This window comes from Anderseniella sp. Alg231-50 (assembly GCF_900149695.1).
GTDB lineage: Bacteria > Pseudomonadota > Alphaproteobacteria > Rhizobiales > Aestuariivirgaceae > Anderseniella.
This window is the reverse complement of the sequence record NZ_LT703003.1, coordinates 1,002,195-1,019,334: the sequence shown is the minus strand read 5'-3', so window position 1 is coordinate 1,019,334 and position 17,140 is coordinate 1,002,195. Positions and strand designations below refer to the sequence as shown.

At 60.3% G+C, this 17,140-nt stretch carries 15 protein-coding genes; 12 read left to right on the top strand and 3 right to left on the bottom strand.

Annotation, left to right across the window (positions count from 1 at the left end; all coding sequences use genetic code 11):
- The first annotated feature begins 26 nt into the window (after nt 1-26).
- Entirely contained in the window at nt 27-635 is a 609-nt protein-coding gene (locus tag DHN55_RS04810; protein ID WP_108880219.1) for an alpha-ketoglutarate-dependent dioxygenase AlkB, read from the top strand.
- Between the two features lie 42 nt (nt 636-677).
- Here the strand turns inward: DHN55_RS04810 and grpE are convergent, their stop codons facing one another.
- Entirely contained in the window at nt 678-1,307 is a 630-nt protein-coding gene (gene grpE / locus DHN55_RS04805; RefSeq protein WP_108880218.1) for a nucleotide exchange factor GrpE, read from the bottom strand.
- Between the two features lie 69 nt (nt 1,308-1,376).
- The gene (gene hrcA, locus DHN55_RS04800; protein ID WP_108880217.1) at nt 1,377-2,450 is read right to left on the bottom strand and encodes a heat-inducible transcriptional repressor HrcA; all 1,074 of its coding nucleotides are present in this window, start codon (nt 2,448-2,450) and stop codon (nt 1,377-1,379) included.
- Between the two features lie 183 nt (nt 2,451-2,633).
- Between hrcA and rph the strand changes: the two genes are divergently transcribed.
- Genes rph through hemW form a run of 3 tightly spaced genes read left to right on the top strand, consistent with a single transcriptional unit; the run spans nt 2,634 to nt 5,148 of the window.
- Complete coding sequence (rph, locus tag DHN55_RS04795; protein WP_108880216.1) at nt 2,634-3,347, top strand: ribonuclease PH; 714 nt, start codon at nt 2,634-2,636, stop codon at nt 3,345-3,347.
- A gap of 2 nt (nt 3,348-3,349) precedes the next feature.
- Nucleotides 3,350-3,970 carry an RdgB/HAM1 family non-canonical purine NTP pyrophosphatase gene (gene rdgB, locus DHN55_RS04790; RefSeq protein ID WP_108880215.1) on the top strand — a complete coding sequence of 207 codons (621 nt, stop codon included), beginning with the start codon at nt 3,350-3,352 and terminating at the stop codon, nt 3,968-3,970.
- Nucleotides 3,971-3,981: 11 nt separating this feature from the next.
- Nucleotides 3,982-5,148, top strand: coding sequence for a radical SAM family heme chaperone HemW (gene hemW / locus DHN55_RS04785; protein WP_108880214.1), 1,167 nt, complete (start codon nt 3,982-3,984; stop codon nt 5,146-5,148).
- Here the strand turns inward: hemW and DHN55_RS04780 are convergent.
- Complete coding sequence (locus DHN55_RS04780) at nt 5,132-6,376, bottom strand: penicillin-binding protein activator (protein ID WP_108880213.1); 1,245 nt, start codon at nt 6,374-6,376, stop codon at nt 5,132-5,134. The two genes, hemW and DHN55_RS04780, sit on opposite strands and share 17 nt — an antisense overlap.
- A gap of 126 nt (nt 6,377-6,502) precedes the next feature.
- Here DHN55_RS04780 and rsmI point away from each other — a divergent pair, with 126 nt between their 5' ends.
- From rsmI to mutS, 8 genes are all read left to right on the top strand, one after another.
- Entirely contained in the window at nt 6,503-7,402 is a 900-nt protein-coding gene (rsmI, locus tag DHN55_RS04775) for a 16S rRNA (cytidine(1402)-2'-O)-methyltransferase (protein ID WP_108880212.1), read from the top strand.
- Nucleotides 7,399-7,791 carry a YraN family protein gene (locus DHN55_RS04770; protein ID WP_108880211.1) on the top strand — a complete coding sequence of 131 codons (393 nt, stop codon included), beginning with the start codon at nt 7,399-7,401 and terminating at the stop codon, nt 7,789-7,791. Before rsmI ends, DHN55_RS04770 begins: the two co-directional genes overlap by 4 nt.
- A gap of 22 nt (nt 7,792-7,813) precedes the next feature.
- Nucleotides 7,814-8,755: a glutathione synthase gene (gshB, locus tag DHN55_RS04765; protein ID WP_108880210.1), complete on the top strand. Its 942-nt coding sequence runs from the start codon at nt 7,814-7,816 to the stop codon at nt 8,753-8,755.
- Between the two features lie 110 nt (nt 8,756-8,865).
- Nucleotides 8,866-9,408, top strand: a complete 543-nt coding sequence (locus DHN55_RS04760) for a DUF1993 family protein (protein ID WP_108880209.1) — start codon at nt 8,866-8,868, stop codon at nt 9,406-9,408.
- A gap of 81 nt (nt 9,409-9,489) precedes the next feature.
- Complete coding sequence (locus DHN55_RS04755; RefSeq protein WP_108880208.1) at nt 9,490-11,022, top strand: YifB family Mg chelatase-like AAA ATPase; 1,533 nt, start codon at nt 9,490-9,492, stop codon at nt 11,020-11,022.
- A gap of 384 nt (nt 11,023-11,406) precedes the next feature.
- Complete coding sequence (gcvA, locus tag DHN55_RS04750) at nt 11,407-12,327, top strand: transcriptional regulator GcvA (protein WP_108880207.1); 921 nt, start codon at nt 11,407-11,409, stop codon at nt 12,325-12,327.
- 96 nt (nt 12,328-12,423) lie between these two features.
- Complete coding sequence (locus DHN55_RS04745; RefSeq protein ID WP_337659924.1) at nt 12,424-14,316, top strand: ATP-binding protein; 1,893 nt, start codon at nt 12,424-12,426, stop codon at nt 14,314-14,316.
- 73 nt (nt 14,317-14,389) lie between these two features.
- Entirely contained in the window at nt 14,390-17,140 is a 2,751-nt protein-coding gene (gene mutS / locus DHN55_RS04740) for a DNA mismatch repair protein MutS (protein ID WP_337659923.1), read from the top strand.

Below are 17,140 nucleotides of genomic sequence, written 5' to 3'. Positions count from 1 at the left end.
AGTCATCAAGACGATGTTGTAACAAGATGCAAATAGATGGGTTTCAGATATACCCGGATTATCTCGACCGGAGCGCGCAAACAGAGCTGATTTCGTCCCTGCGCGGGTTGGTTGCAGAGTGCCCGTTTTATACACCGGCGATGCCGCGCACCGGCAAGCCGATGTCGGTTCGCATGACAAATTTCGGCCCATTGGGCTGGGTAACCGACAAGGCAGGCTATCGATACCAGCCCTGCCATCCCGAAACCGGCAAGCCGTGGCCGGCCATACCGGCACAATTGCTGGATATGTGGAAAACCCTGGCGCACTACCCGCATCCGCCGGAAGCCTGCCTCGTAAACCATTACACCGGCAAGGCGCGCATGGGGATGCATCAGGACAGGGACGAAATGGACTTCGAGGCACCGGTCGTGTCGGTTTCACTGGGCGACACGGCGGTGTTCAGAATCGGCGGTAATTCGCGGAAAGACCCGACGCGCTCGATCAAACTGCACTCGGGAGATGTGCTGGTGATGGGCGGACCCGCCCGGATGAATTTTCATGGCGTGGACAGGGTGTTACCTGCCACATCGACATTGCTGAACGGCGGTGGCCGGCTGAACCTCACACTGCGCAGAGTGAATTTGCCGTCATAGCAACACGGGTTCACCTGAACCCTTCAGCCACTTCCGGACCGGTTATTTCTTCTTGTTTTTCTTTTCCTTGTCGGCCTCGGCCTGCTTGGCGACGCCGACCAGGGCCGGACGCAGGATCCGCTCGCCGATCTTGAAGCCGGTCTGGACCACCTGGACAACGGTACCGTTGGGCTGGTCCGAGCCGGGCACCTCAAACATGGCCTGGTGATAGTGCGGGTCAAACTTCTCATCCAGGGGGTTAACCTCGGCTATACCATGTTTCTGGAAAGAATTGAGCAGCTCACGGCGAGTCAGTTCGATACCTTCAATCAGGTTGCGTGTGGCTTCGTCGGCGGTTTTGCGGGCGTCATCAGGCATCATTTCCAGTGCCTTGGCCATGTTGTCGCTGACCGACAGAAGATCGCGGGCAAAATTGGTGGCTGCGTAAAGGGTTGCTTCCGCTTTTTCGCGTTCGGCGCGTTTGCGCAGGTTTTCAGTCTCCGCCATGGCCCGCAGGACGCGGTCTTTCAGGTCGGCGTTTTCGGTCGCCAACTCCTCATAGGTGTCCATTTCGAAGGCATCTTCACCGGTGTCTTCATCAAGCAGCGCATCGGCGGCAGCCTCAAGCTGTTCCTTGGTCAGGGTTTCTTCCGGGACATTGTCGTTTTCAGGTACAGGCTTGTTTTCGGTCATGGCATTTGATCCGCAAATTCGTGAGTGTTCTGATTTATGCAACGCATATCAGCTTTTCGGCGCCAAGAATCAAGAGATGAGACGACCTATTGCCTGCGCTGTATAGTCCACCATGGGAACAATACGTGAATAGTTCAATCGCGTTGGCCCGACAACCCCAAGCACGCCAACAATATTATCCTTGGCATCATGGTAGGGAGCGACCACCAGCGATGACCCTGACAGGGAAAAAAGTTTGGTCTCCGAGCCGATGAAAATCCGCACGCCTTCGCCGCCTTCGGCAAGGCCCAGGAGATTCATCACCTCCTTCTTGTTTTCAAGATCGTCAAACAGTTTCCGGATGCGTTCAATGTCATCGACATGCGCTGCTTCATCGATCAGGTGCGAACGGCCGCGCACAATAAGCGATTTCTTGCCGTCACCGGCATCATCCGACCAGACGGCAAGGCCAGCCTCGATAACGCGGGCCGCCAGCGCGTCCAGTTCCTGTTCAACTGTTTGCAGCTGGCTGTCCAACTGGTCCTTGAGCTCGCTGATGGTCAGGCCCTGGCAGCGGCTGTTCAGGAAATTGCTGACCTCCGCCAGCGTCGACGGCGGCAGTCCGCGCGGCACCTCGATGGTGCGGTTTTCAACATTGCCGTCATCCGAAACGATGATGACAAGCGCCTTCGAAGCGCTGATGCTGACAAACTCGATATGCCGCATCCGCGCATTGGCCTTGCTCGACAGCACCAGCCCGGCGCACGATGACAGTCCGGACAACAGGTTGGTGGCGTCAGCCAGGATGTCGTCGGTGGTCTTTTCCCGGTTGAGGCCGGCAATCTGCGCATCAATCTGCGAACGTTCTTCAGTGGTCAGCCGGCCCACTTCCATCAGCGCATCGACGAAAAACCTCAATCCGGTTTCCGTTGGCATGCGCCCGGCGCTGGTGTGAGGCGAATAGATCAGCCCTGCCTGCTCCAGGTCGGACATCACATTGCGGATCGACGCCGGCGACAGGCCGACCGGCAAGTGGCGTGAAATAGTCCGCGATCCTACCGGCCCCCCGGTTTCCAGAAAGGTTTCCACCAGACGCCGGAAAATATCGCGCGAGCGCGTGTCCAGGACAGACAGCTCGGTCAGACGATCATCAATGGCTTTCATGGGTATCCGGGCTTTGATCAGGTTGCATCATCTTATATCCTAGAACTTAGGTGCGACCCCGGACAGCGTCAATTGCCGTCACACGCGGTTGTGAACGCTTTGGCTGTTTGGCGTTGCGAAAATCCTCCTTTGGTATAAACCACGCCCATCAAATCAGACATTCAGCAAAGTCAGGAAAATTACATGAGGCCATCAGGCAGAAAAACCGGGGAATTGCGCAAGGTTACCATGGAGCGCGGTTTCTCCCTGCATGCAGAAGGCTCTTGCCTGATCAAGTTCGGCGACACTCATGTTCTGTGCACCGCCAGCCTGGAAGACCGGGTTCCGCCCTGGCTTCGCGGTGGCGGCAAGGGTTGGGTTACGGCGGAATACGGCATGCTGCCGCGCTCGACCGGCGGCCGCATGCGCCGTGAATCGACCGCCGGCAAGCAGTCCGGCCGCACCCAGGAAATCCAGCGCCTCATCGGGCGCTCACTGCGCGCGGTCGTCGACATGGAAGCACTGGGCGAGCGCCAGATCACCGTGGACTGCGATGTCATCCAGGCCGACGGCGGCACGCGCACGGCGTCCATAACAGGGGCCTGGGTCGCGCTGCACGATTGCATGGCCCACATGGTCAAGCAGGGCATGATCGAGACCACGGCGCTGACCGATCACATTGCGGCCCTGTCATGCGGGATTTACCAGGGCCAGCCGGTTGCCGACCTCGATTACGCGGAAGATTCAAACGCTGAAACCGATGCGAATTTTGTCATGACCGGATCGGGCGGCATCGTTGAGGTGCAGGGCACTGCCGAAGGCGTACCGTTCTCGCAGGATGAACTGCTCAAGTTGCTTGACCTGGCCACCAACGGCATCGGCGAGCTGGTTGCCCTGCAAAAGGCAACCGTGGCTTGACCATGCAACTGGAAATTCCGGACAGCAAGCTGGTTGTTGCAAGCCACAACCAGGGCAAGGTGCGTGAAATTTCCGCCTTGCTGGCACCGCTCGGTCTCAACGTGGTGTCGGCCGGCGAACTTGACTTGCCGGAGCCGGAAGAAACCGAGACGACCTTCGAGGGCAATGCCCGCCTGAAGGCGGAAGCTGCCATGACCGCATCCGGCCTGGCGGCACTGTCGGACGATTCAGGTCTTTGTGTCGACGCACTTGACGGGGCGCCGGGCATTTACTCGGCGCGCTGGGCCGGGCCGACCAAGGATTTTGCCGTGGCCATGCGCAAGGTTGAAGATGAGTTGATCAGCGCCGGTGCAATGGCACCGGCAGCCCGTTCGGCGCATTTTGTCTGTGCCTTGTGTCTGGCATTGCCGGGCGGGACGTCACAGGTGTTTACCGGCAAGGTGCATGGTGAAATGGTATGGCCACCCAGGGGCGAGCACGGCTTCGGTTATGATCCGGTGTTCAAGCCGGCTGGTCACGATATCACGTTCGGGGAAATGGACCCGGATGCCAAGCATGCCATGTCGCATCGCGCCCATGCCTTCGCCCAGCTTGTTGAAGCCCTGTCACCGTCCGGAATCTAGGTGCAAGCCAAATGACCCAACGCAATCTGGGTATTTACGTTCACTGGCCGTTTTGCAAGGCCAAGTGCCCGTATTGCGATTTCAATTCCCATGTCCGCCATCACGGTGTCGACCCGGCCAGCTTCGGTGACGCTCTTGCAGATGAGCTGAGCTGGTTTGCTCGCCAGACGCCGGGCCGCACGGTAACAAGTGTGTTTTTCGGCGGCGGTACGCCGTCACTGATGCCTCCTGCCATTGTCGGCCAGGTCATCGACACGGTGGCTGACCTGTGGCCGATGGCCGATGATGTGGAAATCACCCTGGAATCCAACCCCACCAGCGCGGAAGCGGCCAATTTCGCCGGTTATCGCAGCGCCGGCGTAAGCCGGGTGTCGGTGGGCATCCAGGCACTCAACGAGGCTGACCTCAAATACCTCGGCAGGCAGCACTCGGTAGAAGAAGGCCTCGCCGCTTTCCAGATGGCGGCGCGGATTTTCCCGCGTACGTCATTTGACCTGATCTACGCACGGCCCGGCCAGACCCCGGACCGGTGGGAGTCCGAACTCAGGCAGGCATTGGCCGAGCAGGCAGGCCACATGTCGCTGTACCAGTTGACCATCGAACCGGAAACGGCGTTCTTCAGGCTGCACGAGGCGGGCCAGCTGGCGACACCGCACGAAGATCATGCAGCCGAGATGTATGAGATTACCCGGGACCTGACGTCGGCAGCCGGTCTTCCGGCCTACGAGGTTTCCAACCACGCCCGCACCGGACACGAATGCCGGCACAATATGCTGTACTGGACCTATGGCGAGTATGCAGGTGTCGGGCCGGGCGCCCATTCAAGGCTGGTTGCCGACGACGGCTCAAGGCGGGCCCTGGCAACCGAGAAGCATCCCGAGACCTGGCTGGGCAGTGTTTCAGCCGACCGCAATGGTGTGGTGGAAGACACTGTGGTGGCTGGCGAGGATGCCGCGCACGAATGTCTGTTGATGGGGATGCGCACCACGCAAGGCGTCAGCCTGAGGCGCATTGAACGGATGAGCGGCAGGCGCCTCGACAGGTCACAACTTGACCACCTGGTTGCAGACGGCCTGGTGTGCCTGATGCAGGACGAGGACAGCATTGTTGCCACGCCTGCGGGGCGTCAGGTGCTGAATTCAGTCATAGAGTATATTGCGGTTAAAACGCTGCGCTGAACCGGTCAGGTGCGGGTGAAACCTCACGCGGCCCGGTCGGCGTTACTTCCAGGATGGACAGGCCACGTTCCACCAGACCGTTGCGGCGGAAGCGGAACAGGCCGTTGACCCCCTTGAAGCCTTCCGGATTGGTGATGTCTTGCGCAGATGCACGGCCGCCGGGCGCGTTCCTGGTCACGATGACCGCGAGACTGACCGCATCATAGGCCAGGCTGGCAAGCCTTGGCGGCGTGTTTCCGTAGGCTTTTTGATAGCGGCCGGAGAAGCGTGCAATCAGGTCCGGTGACACGCCGGCATACCAGCCGCCACTGACCAGTTTCACGTTGGATGTGGAGCGCTCGTCCCACAGGCCCGTTCCCAGCATGCGGACCTTGCCGGATGTAACGCCTGCAGCGCCCAGCCCGTTGGCAGCATTGGCCAGCATCGAACCGCCTTCCGGCAGGAACAGTCCCTGGATGTTATTGGTGGAGTTGGCGATCTTGCCGGCAACCGCCTTGCTGGTACTGGCAACACCGGTTGCCGAGCGCGGATACCTGTCGAGCGCCACGATTTTCGCGCCATTGGCCGCCGCCGCCTGGTTCAGGGCATTTTCCGCACTGCCGCCATAGGCGCTTTGCGGCACCATGGCAGCGATGTTGCGAATGCCCTGCGTGGCGGCATAACGCACCAGGTTGGACACTTCCTCGCTGGGCAGGAAGCTCATCAGGTAGACGCCGTTACCTGCAACCCCGGCAACCGAGGAAAACGCGATGACCGATACATTTCGCTGGCGCGCAATGGGAGATATGGCCTGCACCTCGGCCGACAGCAACGGACCCAGTATCAGTGTCGCGCCCTCATTGAGCGCGGCATTGGCGGCCGAGCGGGCGCCGTCGGCATTGCCCTGGGTGTCCTTGGTGATCAGCTGGATGTTCTGGCTGCCGGAATCAAGCAGGGCGGCTTCTGCGGCGTTTTTCAGTGCCTTGCCGATCGATGCCGTCTGCCCCGGTGCCGACAGCGGCAACAGGATTGCAACCTTGACCGGGCCGCCGGGGGCAGCGCCGAACGGCGAGGTACCCTGTGCCTGCTGTCCGGTGTTGCCGGCCTCCGGCTTGTCATCGGAGAACAGGCTGCCGACACTGACCCCGCCGGTGGAGCAGGCAGAAACCAGCAGCACCGTCATCAGCATGGCTGCCAGCGTGACAATCCGGCGTGCAATCGAGTTGCGTCGAGGCAGTACAGTGATCATGATGTCCCCACATCGACCGGGCAAATAGTCGAAAGAAAGTTGGCCCGGACCTCTGCGATCCAGTTTCTAATCTTAGCTTTAGCCATTTTTGCGGCTCGTTTCAAACTTTCACCATCCTTAAAAAACATGCGTATTCAGACAACCAGCCCGACCTACACTATTCAGGATCACGAATTTCAGGCTCCTGCACTGACTGCGGGTCTGCATCTTGTTGCCACCCCGCTGGGTAATCTGGCTGATGTAAGCTTGCGGTCTCTCGCTGTTCTGGCTGCTGCAGACATCGTGCTGTGCGAGGATACCAGAATCACAAGCAGGCTGTTGCAGCGCTATTCCATTGGAACACGACTAAAGCCTTATCATGACCATAACGCGGCCAGTATCCGGCCCATGTTGCTGGAACAGCTGGGTGCAGGTGCCGCCATTGCGCTGGTGTCTGATGCCGGCATGCCGATGGTGTCGGACCCGGGCTACAAGCTGGTCCGCGACTGTGTCGAGCACGATATCGCGGTGGACGTTGTACCCGGCCCGACCGCGCCGGTAACCGCACTGGCCCTGTCCGGCCTGCCCAGTGACCGGTTTCTGTTTGCAGGCTTCCTTTCGGCCAAGCAGGGCGCCAGGCAGCGCCAGTTGCAGGAGCTGTCCAAAATCCCCGCCACGCTGTTGCTGTTTGAAAGCGCGACCAGGATAGTCTCCAGCCTCAAAAGCATTGCCGAAGTCATGGGCACCCGTCCGGTGGCGGTGGCCCGCGAAATGACCAAACTGCACCAGGAAGTCTTGCGTGGTGACGCTGCCGGCATTCTGGCGCAGCTGTCCGGCAGGCCTGCGCTCAAGGGTGAAATCAGCATTGTCATCGGACCGCCGGAGGGCGAAGGTGACCTGTCTGATGAAGACCTGTGTGCCCGGCTGTCGGACCTGTTGCGCGACCATCCCGCCAGCAAGGCGGCAACCATCCTGGCAAAGCAGACCGGCCGGCCCAAGGCCGCCCTCTACGATCTGGCGGTATCCCTGAAAAACGGGGGCGCATGACAAGGCCACCCGCCACAAAGCCCGCCGCGCGCCGGCAGCAGGCTGAACGCCTTGGCCGCATGGCGGAAGCCAAGGCCGCGATGCTGCTGCGCCTGAAGGGCTACCGGATTTGCGCGCAACGCTGGAAATCACCGGCAGGTGAAATCGACCTGATCGCCCGGCGCGGGTCTGCGGTTGCCTTTGTCGAGGTCAAGGCGCGCAGCCATGCCGATGAAGCACTGGCCTCTCTCGGGGCCCATCAGCGTCGCCGCATCGTCCAGGCAGCCCGTCACTGGTTGGCGGCAAACCCGGACGCGGCGCAATGCGATTGCCGCTTTGACATCGTATTGGTGACGCCGTACCAGTGGCCGCAGCACATCGCCAATGCGTTCGCAGCGGATGATCAATAAAAAGCCTGGAGTTTGAAAATTCATGACGCTCAAGATTGCAGTTCAGATGGATCCCATCGAGGCCATCGATGTTGCCGGTGATTCCACGTTCGCCCTCATGCTGGAAGCGCAAGCGCGCGGCCATCAGCTGTTTGAATATCATGCCGACACCCTGGCGCTGCGCGCCGGCAAGCTGTCTGCCACCGGTGCGGATGTGAAAGTGCGCGACGAGGCCGGCAGCCACTTCGAGAAATCGGAAAACCGTAACGTTCAGCTGGACGAGTATGACGCGGTGCTGATGCGCCAGGACCCGCCGTTCGACATGAACTACATCACCTATACCCACATGCTCGAGGCCATTCATCCGAAGACGCTGGTGGTCAATGATCCGGCCGAAGTGCGCAATGCGCCGGAAAAGCTCTATGTGCTGCAGTACAACGAATTCATCCCGCCGACGCTGATTTCGCGTGATCCGCAGCGCCTGTCGGACTTCCGCGATGAATACGGCGACATCATTCTGAAACCGCTGTACGGCAATGGCGGCGCAGGGGTGTTTCGCCTCGCCCATGGCGATGAGAATTTTGCCTCGCTGATGGAAATGTTCACCCAGTCGTTCCGCGAACCGTTCATCGCCCAGCAATACCTGTCTGATGTGAAACAGGGCGACAAGCGCATCATCCTCGTCGACGGCGAGCCGGTCGGCGCCATCAACCGGGTGCCGGCAGCCGGTGAAACCCGCTCCAATATGCACGTGGGCGGCAGGCCGGAACCGACCGAGTTGACCGATCGCGAACGCGAGATCTGCGCCCGCATCGGCCCTGACCTGAAAAAGCGCGGCCTGATCTTTGTTGGCATCGATGTCATCGGCGACTACATGACCGAAATCAACGTCACCTCGCCGACCGGCATTCGCGAAGTCAAGAAATTCGGCGGCGCCGATATTGCAGCACTTGTGATGGATGCTGTTGAGGCGCGCCGCGGATAGTTCGGGTTGCAAGGCCTGGTGCCACCGTCACGGTAGAATTCTGTACAAGGATGTTATATCACGTCCTTGGCAGTTCAGTTTGTTGGTCTACCGGTCCGTTGAGAGGTATCATGTCACTTCATACGCTTGTTGTTCCCGGCTACGCGCAGATGTTGCGCGGGCTTTCCGCGCAATTGGAAAAGGGGGCGGCATGGGCGATTGCAGCGGATGTTTCCGAGGCGGATTTCCTGGCGGCCCGGCTTGCGCCGGATATGAACCCGCTTTCCGATCAGGTGCGGTTTATCTGTATTCAGGCGCGTGAAGTAATACGCCGGCTGACGGACAGGCATGTTCCGGAACCTGAAGATGAAGCTGTTTCACTCGACCAGCTGAAATCGCTGATCGCAGACACGCTTGCGCTCCTGGATGAGGTTTCTGAAGCCGATTTCGAAGGTGCCGAAGACCGCCAAATCGAAATAGTGCTGGCCGACGGCATGACGTTCGATCTGACCGGTTTCCAGTATGTGAGGGACTGGGCGCTGGCCCAGTTCTATTTTCATGCGGTGACGGCCTACGCCATCATGCGGCACCAGGGCGTCGAGCTTGGCAAGGCTGACTACGTAAATCACATGTTCGCCTATCTGCGACGGCCAGAAGCCGGGATTGCAGAGTGACAATCTACGTGTTCCCTAAATGTTCTTGACGGTAGTATTTGTGCCTGTATGCTGATCGAGAGACAATAAGGGGCACCTCCCATGGTATCGCGTGTCGCGACAGTTGCGTTCAAGGGCATTGAGGCCGTGCCGGTCGATGTGCAGGTGCACATGGCGTCCGGCATGGTGGCGTTTTCCATTGTGGGCCTGGGTGACAAGGCGGTTGCCGAAAGCAAGGAACGGGTGCGTGCGGCCCTGTCTGCCATCGGGCTTGCCATGCCGGCCAGGCGCATTACCGTCAACCTGGCGCCGGCCGATCTGCCCAAGGAGGGCAGTCATTTTGACCTGCCGATTGCCATTGCCCTGATGGCGGCCATGGGGTTGTTGCCGGCAGACTTCATCAGTCGCTATGTGGTGCTGGGCGAGCTGTCGCTTGACGGCTCGGTAGAACCGGTATCCGGCGCATTGCCGGCGGCAATGGCGGCCAATGCCCGCGATCTCGGGCTGATCTGTCCCAAGGCGTGCGGCCCGGAAGCCGCCTGGGCATCGGACGACATGGACATACTGGCGGTCAATTCGCTGGTCCAGGTGCTTAATCACATGAAGGGCACACAAGTTTTGTCGAGGCCGAAGCCGGGTATTGCCGAGGCCGGTGGCGACCTTGCCGACTTCCGCGATGTCAAAGGCCAGGAAACTGCAAAGCGCGCCCTGGAGGTTGCCGCTGCCGGAGGCCACCATATGCTGATGGTAGGTCCGCCAGGCGCCGGCAAGTCAATGCTGGCCTCGCGCCTGCCGTCGATACTGCCGCCAATGGATGCGCCGGAGATGCTGGAGGTCTCGACCATTGCCTCTGTCGCCGGTGAATTGCGGTCCCGTGGCGTGTCGACGCTCAGGCCCTACCGCAACCCGCATCATTCAGCATCGCAGGCCGCCCTGATCGGCGGCGGCCATCGCGCCTTGCCCGGTGAAATGGTGCTGGCCCACAACGGTATCCTGTTTCTGGACGAACTGCCGGAGTTTCAGCCGCGCGCGCTTGAGGCACTGCGCCAGCCCATGGAAACCGGCGAGGCCGTGGTCGCACGCGCCAATCACCACATTACCTATCCTGCCCGTTTCCAGCTGGTCGCCGCCATGAACCCGTGCAAGTGCGGTATGGCCGGTGAACCCGGCCATGTCTGCAAGCGCGGTGCGAAATGCGCCATCGATTATCAGGCGCGCATTTCAGGCCCGCTGCTGGACCGCATCGACATACAGATCGAACTGGCCGCCGTGCGTGCCTCAGACCTGACCTTGCCGCCGCCTGCCGAAGGCTCTGCGGATATTGCAGCCCGCGTGGCCGGCGCGCGCGCCATACAGGCTGCAAGGTTCGACAATCTGGGCCTGGCGACACTGCGGACCAATGCCCGGCTGGACGGCGCCTTGCTGGAAGAGGTGGCCCGTCCGGACGCTCAAGGGCTGGTCCTGCTGCAGGACGCCGCCAACGCCATGAACCTGTCGGCGCGCGGCTATCACCGGGTGCTGCGGCTGGCCAGAACCCTGGCCGACCTTGATGGTGAGGAGACGGTCACCCGCCTGAACGTGGCGGAAGCCCTCAGCTATCGCCAGAAACTGGCGAGTTTTCAGCTAGCGGCCTGATCTGGAGCAACATGGGTTCATTTGAACCCATAAAGTTGCTCCAGCGCTTCAGAAACGATCAGGTTTGTGATTACTGGTTGAATCAATCAGTAGTCACCCTGATCTAGCGCAACAAGTTTTCGACCACACAGACCACGCGGAAAATGGCCCGACTCATGCCGTAGCCAAACCTGCTTCCGGTGGGATTGGTCTGCGCCGAGCGGTAGTCGACGGGAACGGCGGGGTGCAGAAGATTGGGGAATGCATAAGGGTTCATAATGTAAGTCCTTTTAGAAATTCTGTTGCAACTGCAACGTCTGTCCCGCAATATCTGCTTGATTTCCTGCTCTGACAAACGAATTGCTTTCAAGTGATAAGTTAGAAAATATAATCTATAGAAATATCATGCGATCCCGATTGCCACCATTGAATGCCTTGCGCGCCTTTGAGGCGGCGGGCCGCCATGCCAGCATGAGTGCCGCTGCAGAAGAACTGGCGGTGACACCGGCTGCCATAAGCCACCAGATCAAGACGCTGGAGGAGCATTTCCGGTTTCCGCTGTTTCACCGCACCGTGCGCTCCATCCGGCTGACCGACCGCGGCGCGGCCCTGTTGCCGTACCTGACGGAGGGCCTGGACCTGTGGCGGCAGGGCTGCCGCAACCTGGAAACCCTTGATGAAGATGCGCCGCTGGTGATTTCGTCCGCGCCGGTGTTTGCCGGCAAATGGCTGGTCAGGCGGCTGGCGGAGTTCAATGCGCTTCATCCTGAAATCAGCGTGCGGCTGGACGGGTCGCTGTCCATTGCCAATTTTGCCGGTGACGGTGTGGATGCGGCCATTCGCTTCGGCACCGGACCTTACCCGGATTTACATGCCGAGGCACTGGTGAGCGAAGACGTCATACCGGTCTGCTCACCGGACCTGCTGCACGGCGACCATCCCCTGCAGACCCCGCAGGATCTGGCCCACCACACCCTGCTCCACGTGGACTGGTTTGCCGCGGCAGGCACACAGCCTGACTGGGCAATGTGGCTGAAAACCGCCGGCGTTAACGTGGCAAACAGTAACAGGGGGCCTGTGATGACCAGCGACTCGCTCGCCGTGGAAGCCGCCATCAATGCCGGCGGAGTGGCGCTTGTCAGCGAGTTTCTGGTGCGCCAGGACCTGGAGAGCGGGCGTCTGATCAAGCCTTTCGACCTGGTTCTGCCGTCTGACCACTGGTACTGGTTTGTTTGCCCGGCCGAACACCTGGAACGCCCCGGGGTGCGGGCCTTTCGCGACTGGCTGGTTGCCGCCGTACGCGATGACCCGGCAGATGAAGGTTAACCCGATAGATAAAATTCTACCGATCCGGCTAGTCCGGTTCTAAGCATTGCGATGCCATAACCGGTGCAGAGATGCTGCAATCGGGGAAAGCGTGTGGTGCAGGAATCGACGGATATCAGTTCCGAACGGCGACGGCGGCCAAGATCGATGGGATCGGCCACGCTGAAGCGTCGTGTCGGCATTCTGGTGCGGATTGGCGCTGCATTGTCGGTGCTGGCCGTACTCGTCAACATTGTCGCGATCAGCGTGCAGGCAGACCAGATAGAGGTCTTGTCGCGTATCCTGTTTGCAGTTCTGGTCGTGTTCCTGCTGATGGCATTTCAGTATGTCTGGGCAATGACAAACCGGCAGCTTGTCGAACTGGAGCGGGCTCTTAAGGAATTGCGCACCGCCCGCCAGCATGCTGATGAGGCCAATAATGCAAAATCCAGTTTTCTGGCCGCTGTGTCACATGAACTAAGGACGCCAATGAACGGCGTGATCGGCATGACCAGCCTGTTGCTCGACACCAAGTTGTCTCACGAACAGCGCAGCTATGCTGAAGCAGTGGAAATGTCGGGGCGCTCGCTGCTGTCCATTATTGATGAACTGCTGGATGCGGCGAAAGCGGAGTCCGGCGAGATGACCATCGTGCCGGCGCCGTTCAACCTGTGTGAACTGGTTGAGACATCCGTTGAACTCCTGGCGGCGCGTGCACATGCAAATTCCATCGAGATCAGCTGCTACATCGACCCCGGTCTGCCGCACCAGGTGACCGGCGATGCCCAGCGGCTGCGCCAGATCATCCTGAATATCGCAGGCAATGCCATCAAGTTCACGCCGCAGGGCAGCGTACTGGTCAGGGTTGAGCGCGGTGCGCGCAAAAACCAGGTGGCCTTCAGTATTGCCGACACCGGATGCGGCATACCGGAAGCCGAGCATGAGGCGGTATTTGAAAGGTTCGTCCAGTCGTCGATAACCGAAATACAGGCGTCCGGCGGCACCGGCCTGGGGCTGGCAATCTCGCGTCACCTGGTTGAACTGATGGACGGTGAGATCACGTTTGAAAGTGAAGTTGGCAAGGGTACGACATTCCGGTTTGATGCCTGCCTGCCGTCAGCCGATGAAGCCGCCGTTGACGGCAATGCCGGGGCGTTGTCGGATTGCACCGTGTTTCTGACCAGTCCGGAGGGCGCAACCCATACCGTCCTGCATGATTACCTGTCCGGATTTGGCGCTCAATGCATTTCCGCCGGTTCGCTCAACGGCCTGGCCGGGACGATTGCGTCCATGGACAAGACGGCGGATGCCGGACGGATCATGGTCATCCTGGATCCGGCAGCGGCGAAGAACCGCGACCAGTTGTTCAAAGCGGCCGACGAACTGTCGGAGATCGCAGGCGTGTGGGCTTTGCTCCAGCCTGAGGAACGACGTTCCTACAGGAAACTCATGGATGACGTCAGGATCGGGTACCTGCTGAAACCGACCCGCCGGGCGACGTTGCTGGCCCAGCTGACCGCCAATCCCGACCCGATGCGCAAGCCCGTCACCTCGTTGCGAAAAACCGCGCGCCAGCTACGCCGGGTCAAGGACAATGCCGGGCTCAAGGTGCTGCTGGTTGAGGACAACAAAATCAACATGTTGCTGGCTACGAAAATGCTGAAGGCGGCAGGTCATAGCGTGACCCATCTCTATGATGGCGCCGAAGCCGTCACCGAGATCAGGCGTCAGCTGAAATCGAAAAAATCCATCGCCCACGACATTATCCTGATGGATGTCTTCATGCCGAAAATCGACGGCGTGCAAACCACGAGGCAAATCCGCCAGCTGGAACGTGAACATGGTATCCGGACCCGTGTTCCGATCCTCGCACTGACGGCAAATCTGCGCGAGGACAGCCAGCGTGCGTGTCTGAACGCCGGCATGGACGGTTACCTGACCAAGCCGTTTGACCGCGCTGACCTTGAAGAGGCCGTGGCTGGCCTCATGCAACCGGACAACGCGGCCTGACCCAATCCCCCTGTGGATGGTGACAATTGTGCCAGCGACGAAACCGTCTGCAATGGAGTAGTCTGCCGGCACGATGAACAGACCGCACCAGCAACCTGCCGCCTCCCGCGCTGCCGCCAATGACCAGGCCGGCAGGATGACGCCGATGATGGCGCAATATACCGAGATCAAGCAGGCCCATCCCGAAAGCCTGTTGTTCTATCGCATGGGTGACTTCTACGAGTTGTTCTTCAAGGACGCGGAAGTGGCGTCAGCCGCCCTCGGAATCGCGCTGACCAAGCGCGGCAAACACCTGGGTGAAGATATCCCGATGTGCGGTGTGCCGGTTCACGCCGCCGACGATTACCTGCAAAGGCTGATCCGGCTTGGCCACAAGGTTGCGGTCTGTGAGCAGACCGAAGACCCGGCGGAAGCGAAAAAGCGCGGCTCAAAGTCGGTGGTGCGCCGCGACGTGGTGCGCCTTGTGACGCCGGGCACCATCACCGAAGACAACCTGTTGCAGGCAGGGCGCAGCAATTACCTGGCCTGCCTGGCGCGCATCAAGGCCGACGGCAAAATGGCGCTGTCCTGGCTCGACATGTCGAGTGGCGAATTTGCGGTAACGTCGGTGACCGGCCCGGCGCTGATGTCGGAACTGGCCCGCATCGACCCGTCCGAAATGCTGGTGTCCGATGCGCTGCTGGGTGATGGCGAGCTATCGCTGCTGCTTGACGAGGTTGCAACGACCATCACACCGCTGCCTGCATCCAGGTTCGATTCAACCTCGGCCCGCAACCGGTTGCAGGAATATTACCAGGTGGCATCGCTGGATGCGTTTGGCAGCTTTGACCGGGCGTCGACAGCCGCTGCCGGTGTCCTGCTCGACTATGTGATGCTGACCCAGGTCGGCAAGATGCCGAGCCTGCGTATCCCGACGGTGGTCGAGCCTGGCCATATCGTGCTGATTGATGCAGCGACGCGCGCCAATCTTGAACTGGTCAGGACCCTGTCGGGGGAGCGCAGCGGCAGTTTGCTGCAGACCATCGATCTCAGCGTCACAGGTCCAGGTGGCAGGTTGCTGGCTGACCGGCTGGCAGCCCCTGTAACCGGTGTCGACGAGATTGTGGCGCGCCATGACGCGGTGGAGGCGCTGACATCCGACACCGCATCGTGTGGGGACATCAGGGACGTATTGCGCCATGCGCCCGACATGAACCGGGCGCTGGCACGATTGAGCCTGAAACGGGGATCGCCGCGAGACCTGGCCGCCGTAAAAGACGGTGTCATGTTGTGTGCCGGGCTTGCTGAAACGCATAAGGAGCGCGCCGGCATCGACCCCTGGCCGGACAGGTTGTCCGGCATCTGGCAGGCACTCAGCCAGGCAGATACGGAATTTGCCGGACACCTTGACAGCCTGCTGTCCGAGGAATTGCCGGCCACGACCCGCGACGGCGGTTTCATAAAGCCGGGCGCCAACGCCGAGCTTGATGAAAACCGGGCACTGCGCGACGAGAGCCGCAAGGTCATTGCCGGCCTGCAAACCAGGTATGCCGAAGAAACCGGCCTGAAAGCCCTCAAGATCAAGCACAACAACATGCTGGGTTATTTCATTGAACTGAACCAGCAGGGCGGCGAGCAGTTGCTGGGCCCCGATCATGCCGCCCGGTTCATTCATCGCCAGACCATGGCAAACGCCATGCGGTTCACCACCACCGAACTCACCGGGCTGGAGCAGAAAATTTCCCTCGCCGGTGACCGGGCGCGCAGCATCGAGATCGAGATATTCGAGCAACTGGCCGATGAAGCCTGTAAGCGTGCCGCCATGCTGCATGCCATTTCAGATGCGCTTGCAGAACTGGATGTCTATTGCGCGCTGGCGGAACTGGCGGTTCGACATGAGTATTCCAGACCACACATCGATGCATCGCGCAGTTTCGAAATCGAGGCCGGGCGGCACCCGGTGGTGGAAGCCTCGTTGCGGCATCAGGCCGGGTCTCCATTTGTGCCCAATGACTGCATGCTGTCGGCAGGCGAGCTGGATGATGATGGTGCAGCATCGCGCCACATAACCCTTCTGACCGGTCCCAACATGGCCGGTAAGTCGACCTATCTGCGGCAGAACGCCATCATTGCCCTGCTGGCCCAGATGGGCAGTTTCGTGCCGGCGAAGTCTGCCCGCATCGGTGTCGTGGACCGCATTTTCAGCAGGGTGGGCGCGGCAGATGACCTGGCGCGCGGGCGCTCGACCTTCATGGTGGAAATGGTGGAAACGGCGACCATCCTCAATCTGGCAACCGAGCGGTCGCTGGTTATTCTGGACGAGATCGGCCGGGGTACGGCCACCTATGATGGCCTGTCGATTGCCTGGGCCTGCGTCGAACACCTGCACGAGGTGAACCGGTGCCGGTCGCTGTTCGCCACGCATTTTCACGAATTGACCGCCTTGTCCGGCAAGCTGGATCGCGTCAAGAACGCCACTGTAAAAGTGCGCGAGTGGCAGGGCGAAGTGATCTTTCTGCATGAAGTAGCGCCCGGTGCGGCGGACAGGTCATACGGAATTCAGGTCGCCAGATTGGCCGGGCTTCCCGGCGGTGTCATTGAACGCGCGTCGGAAGTCCTGCATCTGCTGGAAGAAAGCGAGCGCGCCCAGTCGCGCAGTGACATCATTGATGACCTGCCATTGTTCTCGGTGCCGGTGGCCAGGCCCGCAGCGGTGCCGGATGCCGGGCCATCAAAATTGCTTGAGAAACTCGAAGACACCCTGCCGGACGACCTTAGTCCCCGCGAAGCGCTGGATCTGGTCTACCAGTTGAAAAAACTGGCTGTATCCGACGACAACGGCTAG

Excerpts from the sequence above, each read along its gene's own strand:
- DHN55_RS04770 (WP_108880211.1), top strand. The coding sequence starts at position 7,399 with ATGACAAGGCCACCCGCCACAAAGCCCGCCGCGCGCCGGCAGCAGGCT.
- DHN55_RS04755 (WP_108880208.1), top strand. The coding sequence starts at position 9,490 with ATGGTATCGCGTGTCGCGACAGTTGCGTTCAAGGGCATTGAGGCCGTG.
- mutS (WP_337659923.1), top strand. The coding sequence starts at position 14,390 with ATGAACAGACCGCACCAGCAACCTGCCGCCTCCCGCGCTGCCGCCAAT.
- rsmI (WP_108880212.1), top strand. The coding sequence starts at position 6,503 with ATGCGTATTCAGACAACCAGCCCGACCTACACTATTCAGGATCACGAA.
- DHN55_RS04760 (WP_108880209.1), top strand. The coding sequence starts at position 8,866 with ATGTCACTTCATACGCTTGTTGTTCCCGGCTACGCGCAGATGTTGCGC.
- rph (WP_108880216.1), top strand. The coding sequence starts at position 2,634 with ATGAGGCCATCAGGCAGAAAAACCGGGGAATTGCGCAAGGTTACCATG.
- hemW (WP_108880214.1), top strand. The coding sequence starts at position 3,982 with ATGACCCAACGCAATCTGGGTATTTACGTTCACTGGCCGTTTTGCAAG.
- gcvA (WP_108880207.1), top strand. The coding sequence starts at position 11,407 with ATGCGATCCCGATTGCCACCATTGAATGCCTTGCGCGCCTTTGAGGCG.
- grpE (WP_108880218.1), bottom strand. The coding sequence starts at position 1,307 with ATGACCGAAAACAAGCCTGTACCTGAAAACGACAATGTCCCGGAAGAA.
- gshB (WP_108880210.1), top strand. The coding sequence starts at position 7,814 with ATGACGCTCAAGATTGCAGTTCAGATGGATCCCATCGAGGCCATCGAT.
- DHN55_RS04780 (WP_108880213.1), bottom strand. The coding sequence starts at position 6,376 with ATGATCACTGTACTGCCTCGACGCAACTCGATTGCACGCCGGATTGTC.
- DHN55_RS04810 (WP_108880219.1), top strand. The coding sequence starts at position 27 with ATGCAAATAGATGGGTTTCAGATATACCCGGATTATCTCGACCGGAGC.
- hrcA (WP_108880217.1), bottom strand. The coding sequence starts at position 2,450 with ATGAAAGCCATTGATGATCGTCTGACCGAGCTGTCTGTCCTGGACACG.
- rdgB (WP_108880215.1), top strand. The coding sequence starts at position 3,350 with ATGCAACTGGAAATTCCGGACAGCAAGCTGGTTGTTGCAAGCCACAAC.